This is a genomic window from Thermocrinis albus DSM 14484 (genome assembly GCF_000025605.1).
Classification (GTDB): Bacteria; Aquificota; Aquificia; order Aquificales; family Aquificaceae; genus Thermocrinis; species Thermocrinis albus.
In genome coordinates, this window is record NC_013894.1 from 1241467 (window position 1) to 1263668 (window position 22202).

The 22202-nt window shown below is 47.5% G+C and carries 27 protein-coding genes; 6 read left to right on the forward strand and 21 right to left on the reverse strand.

What is annotated here, in order from left to right; all coding sequences use genetic code 11:
• Positions 1 to 14: 14 nt before the first annotated feature.
• Together THAL_RS06745 and THAL_RS06750 are read left to right on the forward strand one after the other, a co-directional pair.
• A complete protein-coding gene (locus THAL_RS06745) occupies positions 15 to 2888 on the forward strand; it encodes an FAD-dependent oxidoreductase (protein ID WP_012992363.1) in 2874 nt (957 codons plus the stop codon).
• Positions 2854 to 3564 (forward strand): type 1 glutamine amidotransferase, encoded by a 711-nt coding sequence (locus tag THAL_RS06750; protein ID WP_012992364.1) that lies wholly within the window; start codon positions 2854 to 2856, stop codon positions 3562 to 3564. The genes THAL_RS06745 and THAL_RS06750 overlap by 35 nt, the downstream gene beginning before the upstream one ends.
• Here the strand turns inward: THAL_RS06750 and THAL_RS06755 are convergent.
• The 4 genes from THAL_RS06755 to THAL_RS06770 are packed head-to-tail and all read right to left on the reverse strand — an operon-like array spanning position 3512 to position 5632.
• Complete coding sequence (locus THAL_RS06755) at positions 3512 to 4300, reverse strand: tRNA (5-methylaminomethyl-2-thiouridine)(34)-methyltransferase MnmD (protein ID WP_012992365.1); 789 nt, start codon at positions 4298 to 4300, stop codon at positions 3512 to 3514. The two genes, THAL_RS06750 and THAL_RS06755, sit on opposite strands and share 53 nt — an antisense overlap.
• Entirely contained in the window at positions 4297 to 5112 is an 816-nt protein-coding gene (locus THAL_RS06760) for an ArsA family ATPase (protein WP_012992366.1), read from the reverse strand. Before THAL_RS06760 ends, THAL_RS06755 begins: the two co-directional genes overlap by 4 nt.
• On the reverse strand, positions 5103 to 5339 hold the full coding sequence (locus tag THAL_RS06765) for a cory-CC-star protein (protein WP_012992367.1): 237 nt from the start codon (positions 5337 to 5339) through the stop codon (positions 5103 to 5105). Before THAL_RS06765 ends, THAL_RS06760 begins: the two co-directional genes overlap by 10 nt.
• The gene (locus THAL_RS06770) at positions 5336 to 5632 is read right to left on the reverse strand and encodes a c-type cytochrome (protein ID WP_012992368.1); all 297 of its coding nucleotides are present in this window, start codon (positions 5630 to 5632) and stop codon (positions 5336 to 5338) included. Before THAL_RS06770 ends, THAL_RS06765 begins: the two co-directional genes overlap by 4 nt.
• Positions 5633 to 5691: 59 nt before the next feature.
• Between THAL_RS06770 and murI the strand changes: the two genes are divergently transcribed.
• Positions 5692 to 6459: a glutamate racemase gene (gene murI, locus THAL_RS06775; RefSeq protein WP_012992369.1), complete on the forward strand. Its 768-nt coding sequence runs from the start codon at positions 5692 to 5694 to the stop codon at positions 6457 to 6459.
• Here the strand turns inward: murI and THAL_RS06780 are convergent.
• Positions 6440 to 8668: a DEAD/DEAH box helicase gene (locus THAL_RS06780; RefSeq protein WP_012992370.1), complete on the reverse strand. Its 2229-nt coding sequence runs from the start codon at positions 8666 to 8668 to the stop codon at positions 6440 to 6442. The genes murI and THAL_RS06780 overlap by 20 nt on opposite strands.
• A complete protein-coding gene (rbfA, locus tag THAL_RS06785) occupies positions 8668 to 8991 on the reverse strand; it encodes a 30S ribosome-binding factor RbfA (protein ID WP_012992371.1) in 324 nt (107 codons plus the stop codon). The genes THAL_RS06780 and rbfA overlap by 1 nt, the downstream gene beginning before the upstream one ends.
• 18 nt (positions 8992 to 9009) lie before the next feature.
• Between rbfA and THAL_RS06790 the strand changes: the two genes are divergently transcribed.
• Positions 9010 to 10485: a menaquinone biosynthesis decarboxylase gene (locus THAL_RS06790; RefSeq protein WP_012992372.1), complete on the forward strand. Its 1476-nt coding sequence runs from the start codon at positions 9010 to 9012 to the stop codon at positions 10483 to 10485.
• Between the two features lie 58 nt (positions 10486 to 10543).
• The gene (locus THAL_RS06795; protein WP_012992373.1) at positions 10544 to 10780 is read left to right on the forward strand and encodes a hypothetical protein; all 237 of its coding nucleotides are present in this window, start codon (positions 10544 to 10546) and stop codon (positions 10778 to 10780) included.
• On the opposite strand, the gene THAL_RS06800 is transcribed toward THAL_RS06795, so the two are convergent.
• The 15 genes from THAL_RS06800 to THAL_RS06870 form a co-directional block, all read right to left on the reverse strand.
• The gene (locus tag THAL_RS06800; RefSeq protein WP_012992374.1) at positions 10777 to 11166 is read right to left on the reverse strand and encodes a DUF2203 domain-containing protein; all 390 of its coding nucleotides are present in this window, start codon (positions 11164 to 11166) and stop codon (positions 10777 to 10779) included. The two genes, THAL_RS06795 and THAL_RS06800, sit on opposite strands and share 4 nt — an antisense overlap.
• Before the next feature lie 5 nt (positions 11167 to 11171).
• Positions 11172 to 12194, reverse strand: coding sequence for a LipS1 family lipoyl synthase (gene lipS1, locus THAL_RS06805; RefSeq protein WP_012992375.1), 1023 nt, complete (start codon positions 12192 to 12194; stop codon positions 11172 to 11174).
• Positions 12185 to 12631 carry a glycine cleavage system protein H gene (gene gcvH, locus THAL_RS06810; protein ID WP_012992376.1) on the reverse strand — a complete coding sequence of 149 codons (447 nt, stop codon included), beginning with the start codon at positions 12629 to 12631 and terminating at the stop codon, positions 12185 to 12187. Before gcvH (THAL_RS06810) ends, lipS1 begins: the two co-directional genes overlap by 10 nt.
• Positions 12632 to 12656: 25 nt before the next feature.
• Positions 12657 to 13046 (reverse strand): DsrE family protein, encoded by a 390-nt coding sequence (locus tag THAL_RS06815; RefSeq protein ID WP_012992377.1) that lies wholly within the window; start codon positions 13044 to 13046, stop codon positions 12657 to 12659.
• Positions 13043 to 13300, reverse strand: coding sequence for a thioredoxin family protein (locus THAL_RS06820; RefSeq protein WP_012992378.1), 258 nt, complete (start codon positions 13298 to 13300; stop codon positions 13043 to 13045). Before THAL_RS06820 ends, THAL_RS06815 begins: the two co-directional genes overlap by 4 nt.
• Position 13301: 1 nt before the next feature.
• Positions 13302 to 13781 carry a glycine cleavage system protein H gene (gene gcvH / locus THAL_RS06825; RefSeq protein ID WP_012992379.1) on the reverse strand — a complete coding sequence of 160 codons (480 nt, stop codon included), beginning with the start codon at positions 13779 to 13781 and terminating at the stop codon, positions 13302 to 13304.
• Positions 13782 to 13792: 11 nt separating this feature from the next.
• A complete protein-coding gene (locus THAL_RS06830; RefSeq protein ID WP_012992380.1) occupies positions 13793 to 14752 on the reverse strand; it encodes a CoB--CoM heterodisulfide reductase iron-sulfur subunit B family protein in 960 nt (319 codons plus the stop codon).
• A gap of 112 nt (positions 14753 to 14864) precedes the next feature.
• On the reverse strand, positions 14865 to 15623 hold the full coding sequence (locus THAL_RS06835) for a 4Fe-4S dicluster domain-containing protein (protein ID WP_012992381.1): 759 nt from the start codon (positions 15621 to 15623) through the stop codon (positions 14865 to 14867).
• 114 nt (positions 15624 to 15737) lie between these two features.
• Positions 15738 to 16478 (reverse strand): hypothetical protein, encoded by a 741-nt coding sequence (locus THAL_RS06840; RefSeq protein ID WP_012992382.1) that lies wholly within the window; start codon positions 16476 to 16478, stop codon positions 15738 to 15740.
• Positions 16475 to 17533, reverse strand: a complete 1059-nt coding sequence (locus tag THAL_RS06845) for an FAD-dependent oxidoreductase (protein ID WP_012992383.1) — start codon at positions 17531 to 17533, stop codon at positions 16475 to 16477. Before THAL_RS06845 ends, THAL_RS06840 begins: the two co-directional genes overlap by 4 nt.
• A 49-nt stretch (positions 17534 to 17582) precedes the next feature.
• The gene (locus THAL_RS06850) at positions 17583 to 18947 is read right to left on the reverse strand and encodes a heterodisulfide reductase-related iron-sulfur binding cluster (protein ID WP_012992384.1); all 1365 of its coding nucleotides are present in this window, start codon (positions 18945 to 18947) and stop codon (positions 17583 to 17585) included.
• A 48-nt stretch (positions 18948 to 18995) separates the two neighbouring features.
• Positions 18996 to 19724: a 4Fe-4S dicluster domain-containing protein gene (locus THAL_RS06855; protein WP_012992385.1), complete on the reverse strand. Its 729-nt coding sequence runs from the start codon at positions 19722 to 19724 to the stop codon at positions 18996 to 18998.
• A gap of 116 nt (positions 19725 to 19840) precedes the next feature.
• Positions 19841 to 20257 carry a DsrE family protein gene (locus THAL_RS06860; RefSeq protein WP_012992386.1) on the reverse strand — a complete coding sequence of 139 codons (417 nt, stop codon included), beginning with the start codon at positions 20255 to 20257 and terminating at the stop codon, positions 19841 to 19843.
• A 115-nt stretch (positions 20258 to 20372) separates the two neighbouring features.
• Positions 20373 to 20906, reverse strand: coding sequence for a DsrE/DsrF/DrsH-like family protein (locus tag THAL_RS06865; protein ID WP_012992387.1), 534 nt, complete (start codon positions 20904 to 20906; stop codon positions 20373 to 20375).
• A gap of 12 nt (positions 20907 to 20918) precedes the next feature.
• Positions 20919 to 21155, reverse strand: coding sequence for a sulfurtransferase TusA family protein (locus tag THAL_RS06870; protein ID WP_012992388.1), 237 nt, complete (start codon positions 21153 to 21155; stop codon positions 20919 to 20921).
• A gap of 117 nt (positions 21156 to 21272) precedes the next feature.
• On the opposite strand from THAL_RS06870, the gene THAL_RS06875 reads away from it, so the two are divergent.
• Positions 21273 to 22202 (forward strand): histone deacetylase family protein, encoded by a 930-nt coding sequence (locus THAL_RS06875; protein ID WP_012992389.1) that lies wholly within the window; start codon positions 21273 to 21275, stop codon positions 22200 to 22202.

Consider the following 22202-nt stretch of genomic DNA (forward strand, 5'->3'; position numbering starts at 1 on the left):
TAGGAGGATTAGGGATGAGAGTGGCTGTGATAGGAGGAGGAATCGCCGGCAGTGCTATGGTGGAGGAGCTCCTCCGTCTTGATCCAGATACAGAAATACATCTCTTCTGTGGGGAAGGAGTTCTACCTTACAACAGGGTGCAGTTGGCGGATGTGCTTTCTGGAAAGAAACTCTTTACCCAGCTTGTGTTACACAGCTGGCAGTACTATGAAGAAAAAGGTGTGCGCTTACACTTTCAAAAGGTGGACAGGTTATATCCCCACAGGAGGTTGCTGATCACCGAGAGGGGAGACGTTTACTCCTATGACAGAGCTGTTATAGCCACGGGTAGCGTGCCACTCCTTCCTCCCATCAAAAAAACACACCTGAAGGGTGTTTTTGTTCTGCGAACAATAAAGGACGTGTACGGTATGCTGGATATGCTACCCCTGTCCCGTAGAGTTGTTGTGATAGGTGGAGGGCTGCTGGGAGTGGAGAGTGCCAGAGCAATCAGGGACTCAGGTGTTGATGTGTTTCTGATCCACATTATGGACACCCTCATGGAGCAATGGATAGATAGGCAATGTAGCCAGCTGGTAAAAAATAAGCTGGAACGTCTAGGTATAAAAGTACTCCTTTCAAAAAGAGTGGAGGAACTGTTGGGAGAAAAAAGAGTTGAAGGTGTGCGCTTCTCCGATGGAGATACTTTAGAGGCGGATATGGTCTTACTGGCTACAGGGATAAGAGCCAACACGGATCTTGCGGTAAGATCAGGATTGAAGGTAGAAAGAGGAATCTTGGTGGACGACTATCTGGAAACATCGTCACAGTATGTATATGCTGTGGGAGAGTGTGCCCAGCACAGGGGCAAGATTTATGGTATCGTAGCTCCTATCTTAGAACAGGTAAAGGTGTGTGCTAAGAACATCATCTACGGGAACGTGGAGAGATACGAAGGATCACCCTCTTACACTATTCTCAAAGTTCCTGAGATCCGTCTTGTATCGGGAGGACGCGTACATGAGGAGGAGGGGGATGAGGTGTTCGTGTATATGGATAACGATAACTACAGGAAGGTGGTGCTGAGGGAAGGTAAGCTGGAGGGCTTCGTACTTCTAGGAAACTTCTCAGGCTTATCCCAACTTCTTGATGTCATGAAGAAAGGTGTCAACGCCAAACACCTCTTTCCCAACATTCTCCTGTCGGATATACTCCGTCCATCTACCACGGAAGATCTAGTGGGAAAGACGGTGTGCAACTGTAACGCCGTCAGCTACGAAGATATTCTCAATGCCATAAAGTTGGGAGCCAAGTCTCTGGAAGATATACAGAGGATGACGCGCGCATCCACATCCTGTGGGAGCTGTATCCCTTTGGTGGAGAACATATTGCAGCAGCATGTAAAGATTCAAAGAAAGGTGAACCGTGTTGAAGAGTACAAGAGAGAACGTCACCCCTTCTCGGTAAACCTCAGAAAAAGGCTGGAGGAATGGGCAGAGGAAGGGGATTGGCAAAAGGTACCTGAGGAAGACAGGGAGTACGGGTTGAAATGGTACGGAGTTTTTTACAGAAAGGCAACGCCTGGTTATTTCATGGTAAGGATCAGGATAACCAACGGTGTGCTTACAGCCCAACAAGCGAAGGTGATAGCTCATCTTGCCAAGAAGTTTGGGAGAAACGAAGTAGATATAACTTCTAGACAGCAGATACAGCTTCGTTGGATAGAACTAAGATACCTTCCGGAGGTTTTAGCAGCGCTGGAAACGGTAGGACTAACCACCCTTCAAACAGGAATGGATAATGTAAGAAACATCACCGGGGATCCCCTCTCAGGACTACATGAGGAGAATGTTATTGACACAGTATTCATAACCAGAAGAATGACGGAGATATTTTTAGGTAAAATTCAGTACGCTAATCTTCCGAGAAAGTTCAACGTAGGTGTTCTTGGCTCTATTCGTGATATGATAAACTGTAAATTCAATGACCTTTGTTTTTATCTTGCAAAAAAGAATGGCAAATATGGCTTCAATGTGTATGCCGGTGGTAAAATGGGTTCCGGTGGACCAAATGAGGCATGGAATTTAGACATATTCGTAGAACCTTACGACGCTATATGGATCTTAAAAGCAGTTATCGAAATATACAATGATCTCGGAAACAGAGAAGACAGGAGTAAAAACAGGCTACATTTCCTCATAAGAGAACTGGGAGTTGAGGGGTTCAGAGCAGAGTTGGAAAAAAGAATGGTAAAGAAGTTACCTGCTGCAGGTGAAGATATGGTAAGATGGTGCGGTGAGCGTGAAGGACTTATAAGGTTAAGAAACGGTCTATACGCTGTGCCCCTCATAGTACCTGCGGGTATATTCACCGGCGACGCACTACAGAGAGCTGCGTGGCTGGCACAGAAGTACGGTAGTGGGGAGCTACGACTGTCTACGTATCAGCGCCTCTTTATAGTGAACGTTCCCCAAGAGAATCTAAATCAGCTCCTCAGTGACCCGTTGTTGGACAAGTATCCTATATCTACGTCTCCCTTCTTCACTGGTCTCATAGCGTGTCAGGGAAGCAGGACATGTGCCTTTGGCGTAATAGAAAATAAACCAGACGCCTTGAGACTTGCTGATTATCTTAGCAGAAAATACAATACCAGTATCCCTATCAGGATGCATTGGTCCGGTTGTGCCAAGGGTTGTGGTCTCCATGGTGCAGGAGACATAGGCTTTGTGGGTACAAAGATGAAAGTAGATGGTGAGGTAAAGCTGGCTGTGGACGTCTTCTTAAGAGGTAAGAAGATAGACACGGTACCTTTGGATTCTTTAGAAGCATATGTGGAAAAACTTTTTGTGGATAACTTCCTGCAGGAGGTGAAGGATGAAGGTTCTGGCCATCCGGCATGTCAGAGCTGAACACCTGGGACTTCTGGAGAAGGTACTGAAGAATATGAGTATGCAGATATTTTACGTGGACACTGCTGAGGGACAGCGGGTACAAGGTGATCTCTCTGAGTACAGTATGGTGGTGGTGTTGGGAGGATACATGGGCGCTTACGAGGAGGATCTGTATCCCTTTCTTTCTTATGAGATGAGACTCATGGAGAGAGCTCTGAAGGAGGATGTGCCGTTATTGGGCATATGTTTGGGAAGTCAGATGCTGGCAAAAGTGTTGGGAGGGAAGGTGTACAAAGGAGATAGGGGCAAGGAGATAGGATGGTACAGAGTGCACAAAGTGGGACATCATCCCTACTTCCAACACTTTCCTCAAGAAATGGTAGTTTTTCAGTGGCACGGTGATACCTTTGATTTACCTGAGGGTGCTCACCTTATCTACTCGTCAGATCTATACCCACACCAGGCCTTTGTGTACGGTAGAGCAGTGGGTTTGCAGTTCCACTTGGAAGTGGACATTCCTATGGTGAGGGAGTGGGTGAGTTTGTACAAAGATGAACTTGTTCAGGAAGGTGTAGATGCATCATCCCTCATACAGGTGGACGAAGAGATAATAAAGACCAACACCTATCTGGCTGAAAGTCTCATAAGGGAGCTTTTAGGTGTTCCACACGGAGGTTGTAACGGGTCAGGATAAGGGAAGGATCATCTTCAAGGGTATGATCTTCCAGAGGTACAGAGAAAGGAGAGTGAAGTAGCTTGTGCATCTCCTGAGGAGAGAGTAGCGTAGGTATGCTTAGTCCCGCTTTGGTACCTCCCCTCCTTCTACCCACACTGGCCGTCGTCTGAAGGTTAAAGCCTAAAAGCCACAGACTCTTCCTCACTGCGAGAGAAGACGTATAGGATATCCACACACCCTCTATATCCATAAGCCTTTTTACCTGCAGCAGAAACTGTAAAGTCCACAGTTCAGGGTTTTTCAGAGGAGAGAAAGCGTCGTGAAAAACCACATGAGCTTCAAAGGAACTCACCTCCGTTATCTTCTTCCTGGCGTCTCCCAAAAGAAGTTTGAAGGATATTCCTTCTTTTTCAAAAGCAGGTAGGTTTTCCCACAGGAGGCGCTGATAGTACCCGTATGGTTCTGGCAAAAGGGGAGGATTTTCCATCAGTTCTTTTTCAAAGGAAAGAACATATATCTGAAGATGTCTGTTTTCATCTCTCAGATGCTTTATGGCTACCGCCACGTTGTAACCTAGTCCAAAACCTATATCCAGGATCCTGATCTCCCTCTTCTCCTTCGCCCGTTGCAAGATTCCCGAAGGGTAGAGAAACTTTTCAAGACATTCCGTGAGGGCACCAGCCGTTACACTGTGATAGGGTTCTCCATAAAGGGGATGAAAAACGGTGAAAGTACCATCAGCGGTGAGGATCATACCGCCACTATCCTTAGGATATCCTCCACACTCACTTTACCCAATCCCTCCAAACCGTAAGGAGCCTCCACGTAGGGTACCGTAAGACTCTCTCTGAGAACCTCACCCTCCACTTTGTTTATCACTACATATACAGGAAGAAACTGGACCTCTTTGAGGAGTGTCTCAGCCTCCTGAAGGGAGAGGGGATCTCTGTTGGCCACTGCAAAGAGAACACCCCTACTCTTGAGGGTTTCAAGTAGGAAGGCCACCTCCTTTTTCCTCTCTTCCAAAGCGTTGACAAGGTCAGCTTTTCTTCCCATAAACCTGTCCACCCTCTCCTTCTCCGATGCCAGTGTGAGGATAAACCTAAACCACTCGTCAAGATATGTGAGACTGCTTACCCACCTCAGCAGCTGCCCTGTAGGAGCAAAGTCCAAAACCACGTAGGAGTAATGGGGGAGAAGCTGAGCCAACTTATGCATACTGGCCGTTTCCAAAGCTGTCGGAGAGGAAGCTATGTAACCGGCCATTTTTTTAAGAGCCTTTATCACCTGTGGAGCTACCAGCTCCTCCATTAATCTCAAAACCCTTTGGGTATACTCCTCAGCTTCCCTTTTGGCGTCCAGCTCCAGAACCCACAGATCCTCATGTACTTCCCTAAGATGGGGTGCTGGTTCAATTCCCAATATACCACTTATGGAGTGGGCCGGATCTAAAGAAACCAAAAGGGTTTTTCCTAAGGAAGATAACCTTAGGGCTACCGCGCAGGCGAGAGTACTCTTACCGGTACCCCCCTTTCCTCCAAAGAGAACAACTTTTCTTAGCAGCACGGTATGAAACTGAAAGGAGATTTTTCCATACCTAAGGACCTGTGCCAGAGGTGAAACTCCTCCACCAGGAGAGGATAGAGATCTAAAGCGTACACACCAAGGGGGTTATCTAAACCAAAGTACTCCATAAAGACAGTAAGGAGGAGAGCGTCCCCCAAATGGCGGTAGGACGCCTCCACAGGTTTCTTAAAATGTAGCAGTATAAACTGATGAACTAAATCCTTCACTTGAGGGAGAGAATCCACTTAACCAGCTGTTTTGCTTCCTGATCCGTCACGTTCTGAGGGGGCATAGGTACGGATCCCCACACACCTGCACCACCCTTTTGGATCTTAGTTACCAGATGGGCTTCCGCATCGGGTTTCCCGGCGTACTTTTTAGCTATATCCTTGAAGGCAGGTCCCACCTTCTTGGTGTTCACGTCGTGACAGGCAAAGCAACCTTTCTGTCTGGCCAGCTGCTCGTTGGCCATGACAAAGCTTACGGCTCCTGCCAGCATCACCAACATCGCTTTCTTCATACTTACACCTCCTTAAAAAGTTTCTGTTATTATATTACACACAACAGGATGAAGATAGTATGAAAATAGGTGTCTTTGATTCAGGTATAGGTGGTCTTACCGTACTGAAGGCCATAAGGGAAAGATACCCTAAGGTGGATCTTCTTTATCTGGGAGACACCGCCCGTGTGCCTTATGGAAGTAAATCTAAGGAGACGGTACAACGGTACAGTATAGAGTGTGCTGAGTTTTTGTTGGGACATGATGTGGATCTTGTGGTGGTGGCCTGTAACACTGCCAGTGCTTATGCTTTGGATCTCCTGAGGGAAAGATTACCTGTGGAAGTGTTCGGCGTTATAGAGCCGGGTGTAGAGGAGGCTCTCAGGGTATGTACATCGGGCAAGGTGGGGGTGATAGGAACACGAGGAACTATATCCAGTGGTGCTTACCAGAACCTTCTCCAAAAAAAGGGTGTTAAGGTGTTAGCTAAGGCTTGTCCCCTCTTTGTACCACTGGTGGAGGAAGGGATGGTAAGAGGGCCGGTGGCAGAACTTCTTGTGGAGCATTATCTGAAGGATCTTAAAGAGTCTGGAATAGACACCCTCATATTGGGATGCACCCACTACCCTCTTTTGAAGGATGTAATACAGGCTTATATGGATGGTACCGTTATAGTGGATTCAGCTCACGCAACCGCCAGATGGATAGAACGTTACGTGAAGGATGAGGGAAACTCTTCCCTAAGCCTATACTTTACCGATGACTCCCCCATCATACCCAACATGATAAGACTCATACTGGGAGAAGATCATCCCTACGAAGTGATATCTACTCTCTGTAGACTCTGACCAACTTTAGCATATCTCTCTTTGACATTCTTAAGGCACGTGGACCCTCTTGGAGAAAGGCGTACAGCATAAGTATCTTGTCATCAAAGAGATGACCCTCTTTGTTCCTCTCTAAAAGCTCTGTGAGTTTTTTCACCTCCTTGGTAGCTTTTTCCTTGTCCAGTCCTCTTTCCTCTACTAAGATCTCTAAAAGAGAGTTCTCTCTGTCCTTTATGGACTGGAGTAGATACTCTACCTTTTCTCCTAGGGGAGGTGCAGGTATTCCCTCCCTGTGTAAAAACCTTCTGAGAAGGTTGGCCCTTATATGACCTATGCCCTTTACACCTGCTATAGAGGAGTACTCGGGTCTCACACCGTATTTGACAGAATGAACAAGCCTCAGTATCATTTCTTCTCCATAGTCACACATCCCGTATCTCTGAAGGTCCAGCATAAGTCGCAACAGCCACAGAGCGTCTGTTCCCAGATAAGAGAACTCTCCCGGTGGATGGCTTATGTTGGGATACTTGAAGGTAAGACCCTCTACGTAGAAGAAAAACTGATGAGTGTTGTCCTCAAAACATCTTTCACCACACGGAGTTATTTGAGTAAGCACGTAATGGAAGTCTTCTTCGAAACTTTCTCCTCCTTTCACAAAATCTAAAAGACCATCCAGCTTCTTGGTATAAAGAAGAGGCCTTATAGCTATAACGGGATCCAGATCCAAACGCTGTCTTCTGAGAAACTCCTCCAAGTAGGTAGGATATATCCCGGTTCTGACACACAGAAAACCCTTTGGTGTAGGCTTTCCCCCTGAGAGAAAACCGTGGTTGTAGAGAAACTCTTCCACCTCCGAGAGGGTGTTTCTGTTTAGGTTTTTGCAAGCTCTGAAACGCATAAGAAACCTTACAAAATCCTTCCCGTGGTAAAGGTGTCCCAAAAGCACAAGAAAACTGAGGGTATCTTTGCCTATAGAGGTTTCCCAACTTTTACTGTCCTGGAGGGCGCACTGTAGATTTTCCTTCAGTATATCCTTCCTTCTTCCATAAACTAAAAGATCGCTAAACCCCTCCTCTCTGATACCAAGCCTCCCGGCTCTTCCTTCCATCTGGAGTATGTCTAAAAGATCTGGGAATATCTTCCATAACCCTCCTCTTTCGGGAAAGATGTTCACGTAAATCACCACCCTGTCGGCAGGAAGATTAACACCGTATGCCAAGGTTTGAGTGGCCACCAGGATATCCAAAGAACCGTCCCGAAAAGCTTTCTCTATAGCATCTCTCTCCTCCTTAGGAACATCGGCGTTGTGAAAGGCCACCTCAGGCTCTCTTTCCTCCTTCTCAAAGGGCACTGTTTCGTTGAAAACTCCTATCTTTTCTCTCTCGCAAATCTCCAGAAATTTCCAGCCGAGAGATTTTTTAGGTACGAAGAGAATAACCTTCTCACCGGGTTTTTTAAGTTGGTAAAGGGTTTGGAGAAGTGCGTGTGCTACCTTTTCGTCATCACGAGTATTTATCTTTATATCTTTGCCTAACAGTTCTTTTAGATCGTGTATTCTTCTATGAAGGGGTACAGGTCTCCATGCACTTTGTAAAAAGAGATCTACCTTCATCCAGCTGGCGAGTTCTTCCGCGCCGGGTACGGTAGCAGAAAGCCCCAGGAGAGGTATACCTCTGTCCAAAGCGTACACCATGAGTTCTTCCACCACCCACCTTTTGAGAATCTGGTGAACTTCGTCCACCACTACACCCACCACGTCCTCCGTCCAGTCTGACCTGTTGCGCAGAGCAGACACAAAGCTTTCGTAGGTAGCCACCACCACCCTACCCTTCACCTCCTTTATACTCTCTATTACTCTGTCTCCTGTCCTTACTTCCAGATCTTTCCCATAATACCTACGAAGTTCTCTGGCTTTTTCGTAAACGAGAGACCTTGTAGGAGCGGTGTAAACGAGCCGACCTTCCTTCTGTCTCTTCATGAAAATAAGAGCCAGGAGGGACTTGCCGGCAGATGTAGGAGCACATACTAAAGCGGAGCCTCCTTCGTAGGTGTGGAAAAACACCGTTTGGAGGGGATTGAGGAGAGGATGCGGTACCCTTTCGTCCAGAAGGTAAGCGGGAAGAAGGGGAGAGATGTTCTTCTCCCAATAGGGTTCCTCCACCCATACCGCTTTTCCCTCCGGCGGAGATAGGCTGAAGTAACTCTCTGTGAGAAGTTTTATTTTCCGCATCAACTCATTTTCTCCCAAAGCCTCTCCATCTGCTTGAGTTCTTTGTCAAACTTAAACCTCATGTTGGGTACGTACTTGATGTCAAGACTTTTCATAAGTTGATGGCGTATGAAGCCTTTTGCCTGCTCCAGAGCCTTTTGAATCTTCTCCTCTTCCCCCTCCGTTAGAGTGGTGTAGTAGACCGTCATATCCTTCATGTCGGGCGAGAGTTCTATACGGGTTACGACAACCTCCTTGAGGCGCGGGTCCTTAAGGTGGTAAAGGATCAGATTGGCTATCTCCTGTTTGAGAAGTTCTCTTAGGCGCTCTTTTCTCCTTTCCATAGTATATTCAATAATATTATGGCTTTCAGAGATCTGAGAGAGTTCATAAGAGCCTTGGAAAAGGAAGGTGAGCTCTTCAGGGTAAAGGAAACTCTGTCACCTATATTGGAGATAAGTGAGGTCATAGATAGAGTATCCAAACTCCCAGGGGGTGGAAAGGCTCTGCTTTTTGAAAAACCAGAAGGATACAGTATACCTGTACTCGCCAACATGCTGGGTTCCGAGAAGAGGATAAAAATGGCTCTGGGATACGAGAATCTGGAGGATATAGGTTGGAAGTTGTACAAACTCCTGAAACCTGAGATACCCGGTACCTTTCTAGAAAAGCTCAAGAAAATACCTGAACTAAAAAAACTCAACGACTCTTTGCCTAAAAAGGTGAAGGACGGACCTATAAGGGAGAATGTAAAGACCAAGAACATAGACATACTGGATTTCCCCATACTCAAGTGCTGGCCTTTGGACGGTGGTAGATACATTACCTTCGGTCAAGTGATAACCAAAGATCCCGAGAGTGGTATAAGAAACGTGGGACTTTACAGAGTACAGGTCCTATCGCCTACCGAACTGGCCCTCCATTGGCAGATTCACAAAGACGGGAACCATCACTACTGGAAGGCCAAGAAGCTGGGTAAAAAGCTGGAGGTGGCCATAGCCATAGGTGGAGATCCCGTTCTTTCTTATGTGGCCTCCGCTCCATTGCCACCGGAAGTGGACGAGTATCTCTTTGCAGGCATAATAAGAGAGGACGGTGTGGAGCTGATAAAAGGCGTCACAGTGGATCTTGAGTATCCCGCTCATGCGGAGATAGTGATAGAGGGTTATGTGGATCCTAACGAGCCTCTTGTGGATGAGGGGCCTTTCGGGGATCATACGGGGTTTTACACACCTGTGGACAAGTATCCAAAGATGCATATAACCGCCGTACTGCATCGCAACAATCCTATATACCTCACCACCCTTGTGGGCAGACCACCTCAGGAGGATAAGTACATAGGATGGGCCACCGAAAGGATATTCCTTCCCCTAATAAAGTTTCAACTTCCTGAAGTGGTGGACTATCACCTACCTGCCGAAGGCTGTTTTCACAACTTTTGCTTTGTGTCTATAAAGAAGCGTTTCCCCGGTCATGCCTACAAGGTGGCCTATGCTCTGTTGGGTTTAGGGCTACTCTCCTTAGAGAAACACATCGTAGTGTTTGACGACTGGATCAACGTACACGACATAGGTGAGGTTCTGTGGGCATGGGGAAACAATGTGGATCCATTGAGGGATGTTCTCATCCTGAAGGGACCTATAGATGTGTTAGATCACAGCACCAACAGCGTAGGTTTTGGAGGAAAGATGATAGTGGATGCCACCACTAAGTGGAGGGAAGAAGGATACACACGCCAATGGCCATCTGTCGTAGAGATGATTAGAGAGGTTAAGGAGAAGATAGATAGACTTCTTGTTGATCCCAGAAGCTCTCTTAGAGAACTCTTCCGCACGTGAGGATTTCATCTCCTTTTCATCTTTTCGGGTAAAAGATATTAGAGAAGGAGGTGATGTTATGAAGAGGTTGAGCTTGTTACTCCTTCTGGGAAGCATGGCTGTCTCCTTTGCCCACGAAGAGATAAAGGCCTACATAGGTTTAGGCACACCTTACTGCTACGAAAGGAAAGTGGTGTATATAGAAAGACCTCCCTACTATTACTATCCTGCACCTGCCAAGGTTATCATTATAGAGAAACACAAACACAAGCACAAACACTGGAAGAAAGTAAAAATATGGGAAGAGGAGGACTAAAGATCCTCTTCTAAGAGATCTATAGGCTTTCTACCTGCAAAACCTTCGTCCAGCTCGTGCCAGTACATGATGGTATCCTCTCCCTCTTTCCAACACAGCCATATGTATCTGTTCTTGTGAAAGGATAGAAAGTCTACCAGTATGGGATCTATACCCTTTATGACTCCACCTAAGGCTTCTATCTTCTGGAAGAGGGACCGTATCTCAGAATCCAGATCCTCTACGTGACTTCTCAGGTACATTCTTTCCAGATCATCCTCCTCTTCCTCCAGTCTTGCGTAGCACTGGGCCAACTCCTCCCTCTTTATGTTTATCTCTTCCACTATAGGTTTTATAAGCACCAACGTTTCTCGAGCTGAGTCCAGATCAAAAACCTTCATCTCCATACTAACTAATTTAAAAGCATAAAGACGGTGGAGCAACAGTTAGGAGACACTACAGGTTCAATACCTAGCTGTCGCGCGTAAGTAACCACGCCTTCGGCAGGGAAGGTTATACCGTTAACCCCCGCATAGAGGGCGTACACATCTAACTTTACCCTCTCTTGACCTGCGGGCCGTGCACAACCTATAACCACAGGCCTGGTAGGTATCTGCTTACGGGCATAAAGTATAACCTTGGCACACTCTTCGGGAGATGGTGGTGGAAGGAGTTGAAATCTGGCCTTTCCATAGTAAGGCATCACTACTACTAAAACAAGAGCATCAGGGTCGTAATGGGATATCATGTCTATAGCTCTGTACTCACCTTTTATCTTACCGTAATGCAGACCTATTATTACGTGAGGTACTATATGGTGCTGGTACTTTTTGAGAAAATACAGAGATCTGTCGTAGTCTGCCGTTGTTTTATGGGGTAACTTGTAAACCTGAGCTATCGTTTCATCATCACCTATTATGTCTATCAACACTGCGTCAACTTTTGCTTCCTTAAGACCCTTCGCCAGATCCTCATCCACCAAACCTACGTGGCATGTTACCAGCATCTGGAGATCTTCCTTTATGCGAGCCATGGTATCTAGGAAGGGGTAGAGTTCCACAACGCCATCTTTGTTGGAACCACCCGATATCAGCAGTCCTTCTACTCCCTTCTCCTTAAGGTTCTGTGCTACCTGCATCAGCTCATGGGGTGTGGTGGCAGGTATCATGTGCCAGAGTATCTTTGAAGCACAGTGATCACACATAAGCTCACACTGCTTTCCTGTTATAGATATGTCCACAAACTTAGGGCCACCTTTTACGGAAAAGTCATCCACCTCGTAGTGTTTAAAACCAGGACTGTGAAAGAAAACCCTATCACCGAAGTTTCTCTTCCTTATCTCCCACCCTTCCAAAAGTTCTTCCACTAACTGTTGATCCAGGGGTATATCTTCGAGGGAGGCGGGCAAAAACCCGCCTTTATCTTTTATCCACATTTGATACCCTTCTCGTTGGCCACCTTAGAGAGGGCATCCACCGCTGCCTGTCCGGTAAGAAGTAGCTTCACTTCTTCCAAGTTGGTGGGTTTTATACGCGCTATCCAACCTTGCCCGTAAGGGTCATCGTTGACGAGAGCAGGGTTAGACTTCAGAGCTTCGTTAACTTCCACTATCTCACCTGTTAGAGGTGTAGGTACAGGGCCAACCCACTTACCGCTCTCTATAGTGGCAACGCTCTTCCTCCTCTCTACGGTTCTACCCGGCTTCTTGGGTGTGTAAGCCACCAACCTACCCGCCATAGCAGCTGCTACAGAGGTGAGGCCTATAGTCCACGTACCGTCACCGTTGTCCTTGGCCCACGTGAAGGCGTTGGCCTCGGCATCCACGTCGTAGTATAGGTCCTCAGGTATGAGGCATCCGTTAACTACCGCCATGCTGCTACCTCCCTTCTATAGGATTTTAAAAAACCAGCACTTTATCAGCCTCTAGAGCCCTGAGGGCAAACTCGCTGGCTGGCACTACACCATCCAGCTCAGGTATGAGATCTTCGGGCTTATAACCCAAAGAGTCTATAGCTTGCTTGCAAGAGAAGAACCTCACACCTGCCTGTTTAGCATCCTTCATAAAGTCATAGACCGTTTTCAGCTTCTTACCGTTAGGACTAAGACAGTTTGGTTCCGCCGGCAGCAAACGTTCGGCTACCCCTTTTTTCAGCAGTCTGGTACCATCCATGTTGAAAAACATCTCTACATCAGCTTCGTTGGCTGCCATAAGAGCAGCTATGTAAAAAGGAGAGGCACATCTCCAAGGGGTCCTCGGTCCGCTGGTCATCAAGATTATCACCTTCATGACTCTATAGCCTTCCTCGCTTCTGCCTCGTCAGGAACACCCACAAAGACCAGCTTCCCGTCTATTATGGTGGAAGGAACAGCCCTCACCACCAGCTTCTTTGCCCACATCCTACCTTCAGGCTGAGCTACGTCTAGCACTTCGTACTTAAAACCGTACTCCGCTTGTAGTTTCCTCCAAAGAGCATCGGCATCGGGGCATGTGGCACACCACTGTGATACTAAGAGTATCACATGCTTGTCCTTCGCCGCCATGTTATGTACACCTCATACAGATTATATCCCACTCATCTATGTACTCCTTCATCTTTTCTATGGCCTGTGGACCGAAGAGGAGATCCCTTAAATCCCTCTCCAGATCCACAGGCTTGAGTTTCACTATCCAACCCTCACCGTACGGATCATAGTTGATGATGTCGGGCTGTTCTAGAACCTTTTCGTTTCTTTCAACAACCTCACCTTCCACCACAGCGTTGATGGGACCCGCCCATTTGCCACTTTCTAAGGATGCCACCGGCTTACCCTTCTTTATAAACTTCCCGGGTTCTTTTATGCGGGCATGTAGAAGCCTACCTGCTCTCACTTGTCCTACATCAGTGAGACCCATGGTCACAGTACCATCTTCGTTCACCTTAACCCATGTTTGAGTATCTATCTCGTAGTAGAGATCTAGGGGTATTATGCAACCGTTGTACTCCCACTCCTCTCTCTGGACATGCCCGCCTTCCAGACCCACGCTTTTCCTCCTTACACTAGACCGAGTCTCTTCAGAACAGGGATAGGATCCGAGAGATTGTCTTTCAGTTTTACATCGTTGGCGCTGTAACCGAAGGCAAGCCCAAGGAGCTGTGTAAAGTACGCAGCGGGTATATCCACGTCGGGAACTCCCTTCATCATCAACCTGTGACGGTACATCTCCAAAGATGCGTGGCACAGAGGGCACTCGGTAGCTATGATGTCAGCACCGTTCCTTTTGGCTGTCTGAAGAATCATCATGACGAACTTCTCTGAGACCTGTTCGTCGGACAGGGAGTGAGGACCACCGCAACACTGAGTGTGCATAGGTTCAAAAGGCACACTGGTGGCTCCCGCAGCCTCCAAGAGGGCATTCATATAGTACGGATGTTCGTCATCGTCGGCTGTTTCTCTCTTACGGGGCCTGGCGTCTTCCTCCTGACCCCCTGCGTGAGCGTAGGTCCTAGCATAAAAGTGAGGTCTGGTGTAGAGACAACCATAATAGTTGGCCACTTTAAGACCCTTCAAGGGTTTTCTTGTCTTCTCCCTGACTTTTTCCGGACCTGCCTCGTGGTAGAACCACTCCAGTATGTGATAGGTGTGGGGTATCTTGTCTAGGGGGTCCAAACCAGCCTCTCTCAGAAGGCTGTTTACTCTCTCGTATACTTTCTGATCTGTCTCCAGGAAGTACTCGGCTCTCTGAAGGGAGAAAGAACAACCGTTGCAGGGAGCCACTATGACGTCGTGCCCTTGCCTGCGTGCCAGTACCATGTTTCTGGCATTGAGGAGCATAGTCCCCATAAAGGTTACGTTTTTGGATTCCATGGCACCGCAGCAGTTGTAGTCTTCCAGATAGTCCAACTCAAGTCCCAACTCCTTCGCCACTATCCTTGTGGAAACATCGTAGGCTCTTGCAGCACCCTCCAAGGAACATCCAGGATAGTACGCCACTCTCTTTCCTATTACACCCATACTAAGATCCTGTTACCCGAGCACGTGTGTTGGCTCGGGTGCCGGGCTATTTGTAACGCGCCCTTTATGGGTGTCCAGAGACCCGGCAGGCGCCATTTGGACACCCTTTTTCTCATGTCAATGCTCCTTCTTCCTGCATAACTTTTCTCAAAACTTGTTTGAACCTGTTCCAGTTCTTGGTTCTAGGGTGGAACAGCATATGCTTAGCGTTCAGAACAAGGAAGCCTATGTTCATAGACTTGATGGGTTTTACAGTAAGTTGTTTGAGCCATTCGGGAGTCTCACCTATGAAGGGTATAGGCTTCTTAAGGATGGGATCCTTCACCACTTTGTAACCTTGTTTCTCAATCCAGCCAAACAGCAGCTCTCCATCTTCTATTCTACCGTACTCCAACACAGTTTCTGTAAAGAACTTATCGAACTTTTTAGAAGGATACTCATCTATCAGTCCTTTCTTGGCCATAACACGCAGTATGACCTTTAAGACCTCTTCCACGAGAACACCTTTGGGACATCTGTGAGTACACTTGTGACAGGAAACACACCTCCACATTACGTCTGCTCTCTTTTGAAGCTCATCTACCATTCCCAAACGAGCCAAATAGATGAAATGTCTAGGATTGTAACGTTCGTCCCAGTAGTTGTGTACAGGACAGGATGCCGTACAGTAGGAACACTGATAGCAGTTAACTATCGTTTTACCATCGGGAGCGTTCATTACCTCCTTTGCAAAATCTAGATCGTAATCGTCTATAACCCTAGGTAGTATGATGAGGTTCCAATCACCTGAAACGTCCACACCGTCTATAACCAACCTATCTTTTCTTAAGATCCTCTCAGGTTCTACCAAGCTCCTTTCGTGAATAGCCATGTCTCACACCTTATTACCCGAGCACGTGTGTTGGCTCGGGTGCCGGGCTATTTGTAACGCGCCCTTTAATGGGTGTCCAGAGACCCGGCAGGCGCCATTTGGACACCCTTTTTCTCATGAGCCTACCTCCATAATCTCATCCTTCCTCTGTACTCCCAGTAATCTTCTGGCCATAACTCCCGCAGGAGGGAAAAAGCCTTTAGCGCTGTGCATAGTAGAGAGTGTCATATAATCTACGTAAGTGGCGTATATCATAGCCAGGAATATGTCCACAAAGAGATAACCTCTTACCTTTATACCAAAGTCCTGAAGCTTTTCTTGTATCTGTCTGTATATCTGTTGAAACTCTTCGTAAGTTTCACCGTACATATGTCTTTTGGGAGGCTCTTCCTTAAGGAACACCACAGCACCACTCTCACTTTCAGGATCCCATATCCAACTGGTCCACAGCACGTATTCCTCCGGGAAGGTGAAGTGAAGGAGCTCGGAAGCTAAGTCTCTCGCAGCTCTCCTATCTACCCCCCTTATCTCCTTCACAAACTTCTCTACGCGCTCTTCCCAGCTGTCAGCTTTGCCATACAAGAGATCCGCAATGGCCTTCTTTAGTTTTTCTACACCAGTCTCCTCTAACAGTTTCTCCTTCTTTCTACGTACCGAGAATACCTTCTCCAGAACCTCCTTGAGTTCTTCCTCCGTAAGAGAAGGTAATTTCTCCCGCGCCAAGAGTTTCTGAAAGAGAAGGGACTTGGCGAGGAGGTCCTTGTAGAAGTTTTGAACGAACTCCTCGCCTTCTCCTAAGATCTTTATGAGGTAATCTCTCACCAAAAAGTCATCCAGTGTTGTTACTTTCTTCATACCGTCACCTTTGCTCCTATGAAAGTGGCAGCTTCTGCCGCAGCAGCCTCACCTTCTGATAGAGAGGACTCTATATCTATGGGACCTTTACATGCCCCTGCAATGAAGACTCCGGGTTTGTTGGATATTATGTTGGAACCTGATTCCTCAGAAGGTATGAGGAACTTGCTATCGGGATCCTGTGCAAGACCCAGTATCTTGGCCACCTTTTTGGTACCTTCGGATGGTTCCATACCCAGAACAAGTACCACCAGATCCATAGGCACTTCTGCGGGTCTCTGCACTATGGTATCCTCGTGCTTCACTCTCAGTCTTCCGTCCGCCGGGCTATAGGTTATCTCCGCTATTCTACCTCTTACGTACCTTACACCGTACTTTTCTTGAGGAGCCCAGTAGAAGGGATACTCCCAAGTACCGTAGGTTCTTACGTCCATATAGTAGCAGAAGACTTCTACATCGGGATAGTGTTCCTTGATTTCAGAACCTTGCAGACCGGAGAGAGCACAACCGTATCTGCAGCAGTGCACGTTGGTAACACCCAACTGCCTGTCTCTGGAGCCTACGCAGAAGACAAAGGCCACTCTCTTGGGAAGCTGTCCGTTGGAAGGTCTGTAAAGCCTACCTTCCCTAGAGAACATCTGCTCCAGCTCTAGGTTTGTGATAACGTCCGGATATATGCCGTAACCTAACTCACCCTTTCTCCTAGGGTCAAAGTGCTGAAAACCGGTAGCCACTATTATGGCAGCCACTTCATGGGTTTCGCCGTTGGAGAGTCTTACCTTGTAAGCGCCGGGCTCTCCTTCACAGGCCTCCAGTTCCGTCTTGAGCTTTACCTGCACGTTGGGGTTGCTTTCCACTTCCTTGATGTAAGGTCCCAAGACCTGTGACGGTTTCAGCTTACGAGGTATGAGGGTGTGGTAATCTTCCAGGATGGGCCTTCCACCCAGTCTGTCCTCCTTCTCCACCAGGATGGTGGGAACGCCCAACCTTCCTAGGGTTCTCGCCGCAGCGAGACCAGCAGGACCACCACCTACCACTAGCACACTCTTAGCCATATCTAACCTCCTTTAGTGGTGTTAAGGGGCGCAGAGCGCCCCAACCTTATTACGACTTGAAGAGAGGCATGTTGGCTGTTGCCGAAGCCTTTGGCTTACCTGTGGAAGTTCTGCTGTAAGGTTCATACAGGTCGTACTCTTTGAAGAACTCCATCAGCTGGTCGTATTTACCGGCCTTTTCCAATTCAGCTATGTACTTAACAGTGTCTTCCCATTCCTTCTTCAGTTCTCTCCAGTTGGTTATACCCATCTTTTCCAGGAGAGGTTCATAAGAAGAGCAGTTCCAGTAAAGTTGGACCACTTTGAAGGGATGTGCACCACATGCCAAAGCAGCAAACATAACGTCAGACATGACAGCCACAGGATAGTACATGCCGTGGGCCTTACCTATCCACTGGTTCTTTTCAAAGGTGGTGGTGCAACCGGTGTCGTGGGTTATTATCACATCCGCCTTCACCTCTTCGTAGATGACCTTCAGCTTCCTCTGTATAGCAAAGGACCTTGTAAACTCACGCTCGGTGAGGATGTGTCTGAAACCAAAACCACAGCAGTCGTACCAGGTAGAGTAGTCTACTACCTGTGCACCCAGGGCTTGCATAACAGCCGTGGATGCAGCGGGTCTTTGACCGTTGAACACCTCAGGATCGTAGGGGTAGTCATCAGCTATCATCTTGTAAGTGTGGCATGCGTTGTGGATGGCCACCCTCACGTTAGAGACATCTATTCCTTTGGCCTTACCTTCCTTTTGATAGAGTTCCGCTATCCTGTATCTCATAGCGTGGACCCACTCGGAGTAGTGGACTATTTCTTGGGGTATGACAATCCTTCCATCCTCCGTAAGTCTACCCAACTTCTTCAAAATAGGTTTTACGGCATCCCTAAGTTCCTTGTTCATTATGAGCTGTTCCCTCGTCTCTTTGTAGGAACCGAAGGAAGTTCCGCAGTGGATCAGAGGATAGTAACCTGTCTTCCAAGCTTGGTGCATGTTTCTCAGCCACACAGCTGCTAAAGCTACCGGGTTTGAAGTTCCTGATCCGTGATAGTTCCAAGCTGTACAAGAAGTTTGGTGAGGTTCGTTCAGGTAATCCAGACCGAACTTGTTCATGAACCAGAAGACGGATGCAGGATAGCCGGGTATGTTACCACACTGTCCACAGGACTTGTGATGCCACAGCTTGTTGGTGGGTATCAGCTTTATTCTACCCGTACGCGTGTACACGGGAACAGGTTGATGCTCCTCCGTTATCCTGTGAATGAGAATTTCACCCTTTGCTTCCAGCTCCTCCATCATTTCAAAGATGTGGTCGTAGTGGGCATCGTACTCCTTAACGGGGAAGGGTGGTTCTTCAGGGTACCTCAGCAAGCCTCCGGGGCTCGTGTAACCCCATTTTGAATCTAACTTAGCGTGTCCCATGGTAACACCTCCTTAGTTTTTTTTGGGGCTTCAACCCCCTTCATAAGCTCACTCCTCTTCCGCATACAGCTCTTGGTATCTCTCTTCGTTCTCTTCCACTATGTCCATTATCACGTTGTAAAGGTTAGGATCCAGTTTTTCCAACATCTCAAATATTCCGGTCTCTCTCCATATGGTGTACATCTCTATAGCGGTTTCCAGAGAAACTTCCCATGCGGTCTTTACCGATTTACCCACGTCAAAGGGGATGGCCATACGTTTTGCCCTTAGGTTTTCCATGTTGTCGGCCATCTTTGGACCCCAGTCAGGGAAGAAGTCAGGCTGAAGCATGTCAGCGGAGAGCTGGTTACCCGTTGTCATCACCTTAAGGAGAACTCTTCCGTAAGGTTTCAGAAGGTCCTTGGTAGCTTCAAAGGCGTTCCTTACAGCCACTTCCCGCATTATGGCCACAAGACCACCGGGGTTATTAACGAAGGGACACCTTATCCAACAGGTGAAACACTGGGAACAGGCCCATATGTATTCGTGCATCATATCGTAGAGGACCTCTACGTCCTCCTCCAGGAACCTCTGAACTATCTCTCTGGGAGAGTAGTCAAAAAACCTGTTGGATGGACATGAGGCTGTACAAACACCGCAGTTGAGACATCCAAACAGGTACTCCTTAAACCGGAAGTCCGACTTTACTTCCTCTATGACCCTTACCTTCTCTTCCCAAGGCACCGCCTTGGTTTTCTCTGATATAGGTATGTTATACCCATAAGGGTGTCCTTCCATGGCTAAACCTCCTACAAGTTCCTGTTTCACAATTTATGCACTTCCTCATAAAAGAACTTAAATTTTTCTTATGTATATATAAGCATGAGCTTATAAAGGACCACCAAAAGAGGGCTTCAGAGGGTAATAACAGCATACTCACCACTCATAAGCTTATCCAAGAAAGCGGCACCACCTATGATACCGTCACAGAGTTCCGGGTTCACATCCTCTTTCTTATACACGTCAGTAAGGTCCAAAGATGGCACGCAGAGGTATATCTTCACACCGGCCTCCTTAGCCATCTTAATAAAGTCATAAACCGTCTGCTCTACACCTGGCCTCACTTTCACCTTTTTGGCGTTGTCCCTCATGAGCAGGAATCCTGCCTCTGAAGTTATGACCATCTCCACCTCGTAATCCATAGTGGTGGCTGCTGTGGCTAAAAAGAAGGGTGCACCTGCCTGAGGGTTTATGAGCTCTCCTGTTGTGGGTTCTGCTCGCTCAAAGAAAGGTACCGTGAGGATGTAAAAGAGCAGCTTTTCGTACGCCATACCTCCCACCTGTGTTACCCAAGCTGTGCAAACTCACACAGCTCAGGTGCGGGGGTATTTGTATACCGCCTTTTTAGGGTGTCCATGGCCCCCGCAGGCGGTATTTGGACACCCTTCAAACGAAGATTACCATCGGCTTATCAGCTTCCAATACGTAATTGATAAAGGTGGCTGCTCCTGCCGGAGGCTCCAAACCGTCTATGAGGTCCTCGTACTTGTATCCGAAGAGTTCCATAGTCATTTGGCAGGGGATGAGCTTTACATCAGCCTCCTTGCAAGCTTCTAAGAGCTCTGGTATGCTGGCAACACCGTGTTCTTTTAAGGTTTTCTTCATCATGTAAGTCATAAGATCCGTCATTCCCGGTATCACACCCATTATCTGTGGAGGTCCGGGAAACACCGAAGAGATGAGGTTGGTAACAGAATTCTGCATGGAGGGTGGGAAGGCCATGGGCATGGCAGGGTTTCCAAGGGGCGCTATCTTAAGTTCGTGCATCTTCTTCTTGTGGATTATGTTGAGACCGTAGAAGGTGAAGAATATGGCCGTCTCGATACCTAGGGATGCCGCTGTGGAAGCCAATATGAGGGGCGGATAGGCCATGTCCAGCGTTCCTTTAGTGGCTATTATGGCGAGCCTTTCGGTGGCCATTTCTCTCCTCCCTCACTTTTTCTGAATATAGAATATTATCTTACCTCCCTCTTCCACCACTTCCAGAAGTTGATGACCTGTTCTGTTGCAGAAGGCGGGTATGTCCGCTTTAGCTCCTGGGTCTGTGGTTATCACCTCCAGCACCTGTCCGGACTGCAGCTCCTCCAGCGCTTTTTTGGTCTTCAAAACAGGAAGAGGACAGTTAAGACCTGAAGCGTCCAGTGTCTTGTGGGGTGTTACAGTAGCCATCGCTCTACCTCCTTTAAAAGTTCCTAAGCAATTCTTATTATATCCTCCTACCTGTTCTATGTCATTAATTTTCTTTATAGCTTTTTAAGATATCCTTATATAATAGTGGGAGGTACCATGCGTACAGGTTTCCTCTATGACGACATTTATCTGGAACATAACAACAGAGGCCATCCGGAAAACAAAGATAGGTTAATAGCTATAATGCAAGGATTGGAAAGTAGGAGGCTGTTCCAGAAGGTGGTGAAAGTAAGACCCCGTAGGGCCACCGTTCAGGAGGTCTCTCTAAACCATGACCTCGCATACATTCAGGAGATACACGATTTTTGTGCAGCGGGGGGCGGGTATCTGGATCCTGACACCTACGCTAACGCCATGTCTTACGAGGTAGCGTTATACGCCGTAGGCGGTGTTTTGGAGGGTATAGATAGGTTGCTGAATGGTGAACTGGAGGCGGTTTTCTGTGCCGTAAGACCTCCCGGACATCACGCGGAACGTTCAAAAGCTATGGGTTTCTGCATATTTAACAACGTGGCGGTGGGAGCTCACTATCTTATCAACAGGGGTATTAAGAAGGTGTTCATCATAGACTTTGATGCCCACCACGGTAACGGAACTCAGCGCAGTTTTTATGAAGATGATAGGGTGTTTTACTTTTCCACTCACGAGTATCCCTTCTATCCAGGGACTGGCTCAGCAGATGAAAGAGGTGCCGGTAGGGGGTACGGTTTTACTTACAACGTTCCCATGAAGGCCGGTGCCGGAGACGAAGAGTATCTTAGGGTGTACAAGGAAATCTTACCTGCCTTGGTAAAGGACTTCAAACCGGAGTTTCTCTTAGTTTCCGCCGGATACGATCTACACAAAGATGACCCTCTCACTTACCTTGATGTCACCACAGAGGGAATAAGGGAGATAGTGAGTAGCATAGTGAATGTATCTAAAGCCCTCTCCATACCGTTGCTACTGGCTTTGGAGGGTGGTTATAACCTCAGAGTGCTGTCAGAATGCGTAGCAGATACACTGGAGATACTACTGGAGGCCTGA

Bases quoted from the DNA above. Each gene is read 5' to 3' on its own strand.
- THAL_RS06830 (WP_012992380.1), bottom strand. From the start codon at position 14,752: ATGGGTGTAATAGGAAAGAGAGTGGCGTACTATCCTGGATGTTCCTTG.
- rbfA (WP_012992371.1), bottom strand. From the start codon at position 8,991: ATGGAAAGGAGAAAAGAGCGCCTAAGAGAACTTCTCAAACAGGAGATA.
- THAL_RS06745 (WP_012992363.1), top strand. From the start codon at position 15: ATGAGAGTGGCTGTGATAGGAGGAGGAATCGCCGGCAGTGCTATGGTG.
- THAL_RS06800 (WP_012992374.1), bottom strand. From the start codon at position 11,166: ATGGAGATGAAGGTTTTTGATCTGGACTCAGCTCGAGAAACGTTGGTG.
- THAL_RS06845 (WP_012992383.1), bottom strand. From the start codon at position 17,533: ATGGCTAAGAGTGTGCTAGTGGTAGGTGGTGGTCCTGCTGGTCTCGCT.
- THAL_RS06820 (WP_012992378.1), bottom strand. From the start codon at position 13,300: ATGGCGGCGAAGGACAAGCATGTGATACTCTTAGTATCACAGTGGTGT.
- THAL_RS06870 (WP_012992388.1), bottom strand. From the start codon at position 21,155: ATGGCTACTGTAACACCCCACAAGACACTGGACGCTTCAGGTCTTAAC.
- THAL_RS06840 (WP_012992382.1), bottom strand. From the start codon at position 16,478: ATGAAGAAAGTAACAACACTGGATGACTTTTTGGTGAGAGATTACCTC.
- murI (WP_012992369.1), top strand. From the start codon at position 5,692: ATGAAAATAGGTGTCTTTGATTCAGGTATAGGTGGTCTTACCGTACTG.
- THAL_RS06780 (WP_012992370.1), bottom strand. From the start codon at position 8,668: ATGCGGAAAATAAAACTTCTCACAGAGAGTTACTTCAGCCTATCTCCG.
- THAL_RS06795 (WP_012992373.1), top strand. From the start codon at position 10,544: ATGAAGAGGTTGAGCTTGTTACTCCTTCTGGGAAGCATGGCTGTCTCC.
- THAL_RS06865 (WP_012992387.1), bottom strand. From the start codon at position 20,906: ATGGCCACCGAAAGGCTCGCCATAATAGCCACTAAAGGAACGCTGGAC.
- THAL_RS06835 (WP_012992381.1), bottom strand. From the start codon at position 15,623: ATGGCTATTCACGAAAGGAGCTTGGTAGAACCTGAGAGGATCTTAAGA.
- gcvH (WP_012992376.1), bottom strand. From the start codon at position 12,631: ATGGCGGTAGTTAACGGATGCCTCATACCTGAGGACCTATACTACGAC.
- THAL_RS06850 (WP_012992384.1), bottom strand. From the start codon at position 18,947: ATGGGACACGCTAAGTTAGATTCAAAATGGGGTTACACGAGCCCCGGA.
- THAL_RS06855 (WP_012992385.1), bottom strand. From the start codon at position 19,724: ATGGAAGGACACCCTTATGGGTATAACATACCTATATCAGAGAAAACC.
- THAL_RS06750 (WP_012992364.1), top strand. From the start codon at position 2,854: ATGAAGGTTCTGGCCATCCGGCATGTCAGAGCTGAACACCTGGGACTT.
- lipS1 (WP_012992375.1), bottom strand. From the start codon at position 12,194: ATGTGGATAAAAGATAAAGGCGGGTTTTTGCCCGCCTCCCTCGAAGAT.
- THAL_RS06790 (WP_012992372.1), top strand. From the start codon at position 9,010: ATGGCTTTCAGAGATCTGAGAGAGTTCATAAGAGCCTTGGAAAAGGAA.
- THAL_RS06770 (WP_012992368.1), bottom strand. From the start codon at position 5,632: ATGAAGAAAGCGATGTTGGTGATGCTGGCAGGAGCCGTAAGCTTTGTC.
- THAL_RS06860 (WP_012992386.1), bottom strand. From the start codon at position 20,257: ATGGCGTACGAAAAGCTGCTCTTTTACATCCTCACGGTACCTTTCTTT.
- THAL_RS06755 (WP_012992365.1), bottom strand. From the start codon at position 4,300: ATGATCCTCACCGCTGATGGTACTTTCACCGTTTTTCATCCCCTTTAT.
- THAL_RS06875 (WP_012992389.1), top strand. From the start codon at position 21,273: ATGCGTACAGGTTTCCTCTATGACGACATTTATCTGGAACATAACAAC.
- THAL_RS06815 (WP_012992377.1), bottom strand. From the start codon at position 13,046: ATGAAGGTGATAATCTTGATGACCAGCGGACCGAGGACCCCTTGGAGA.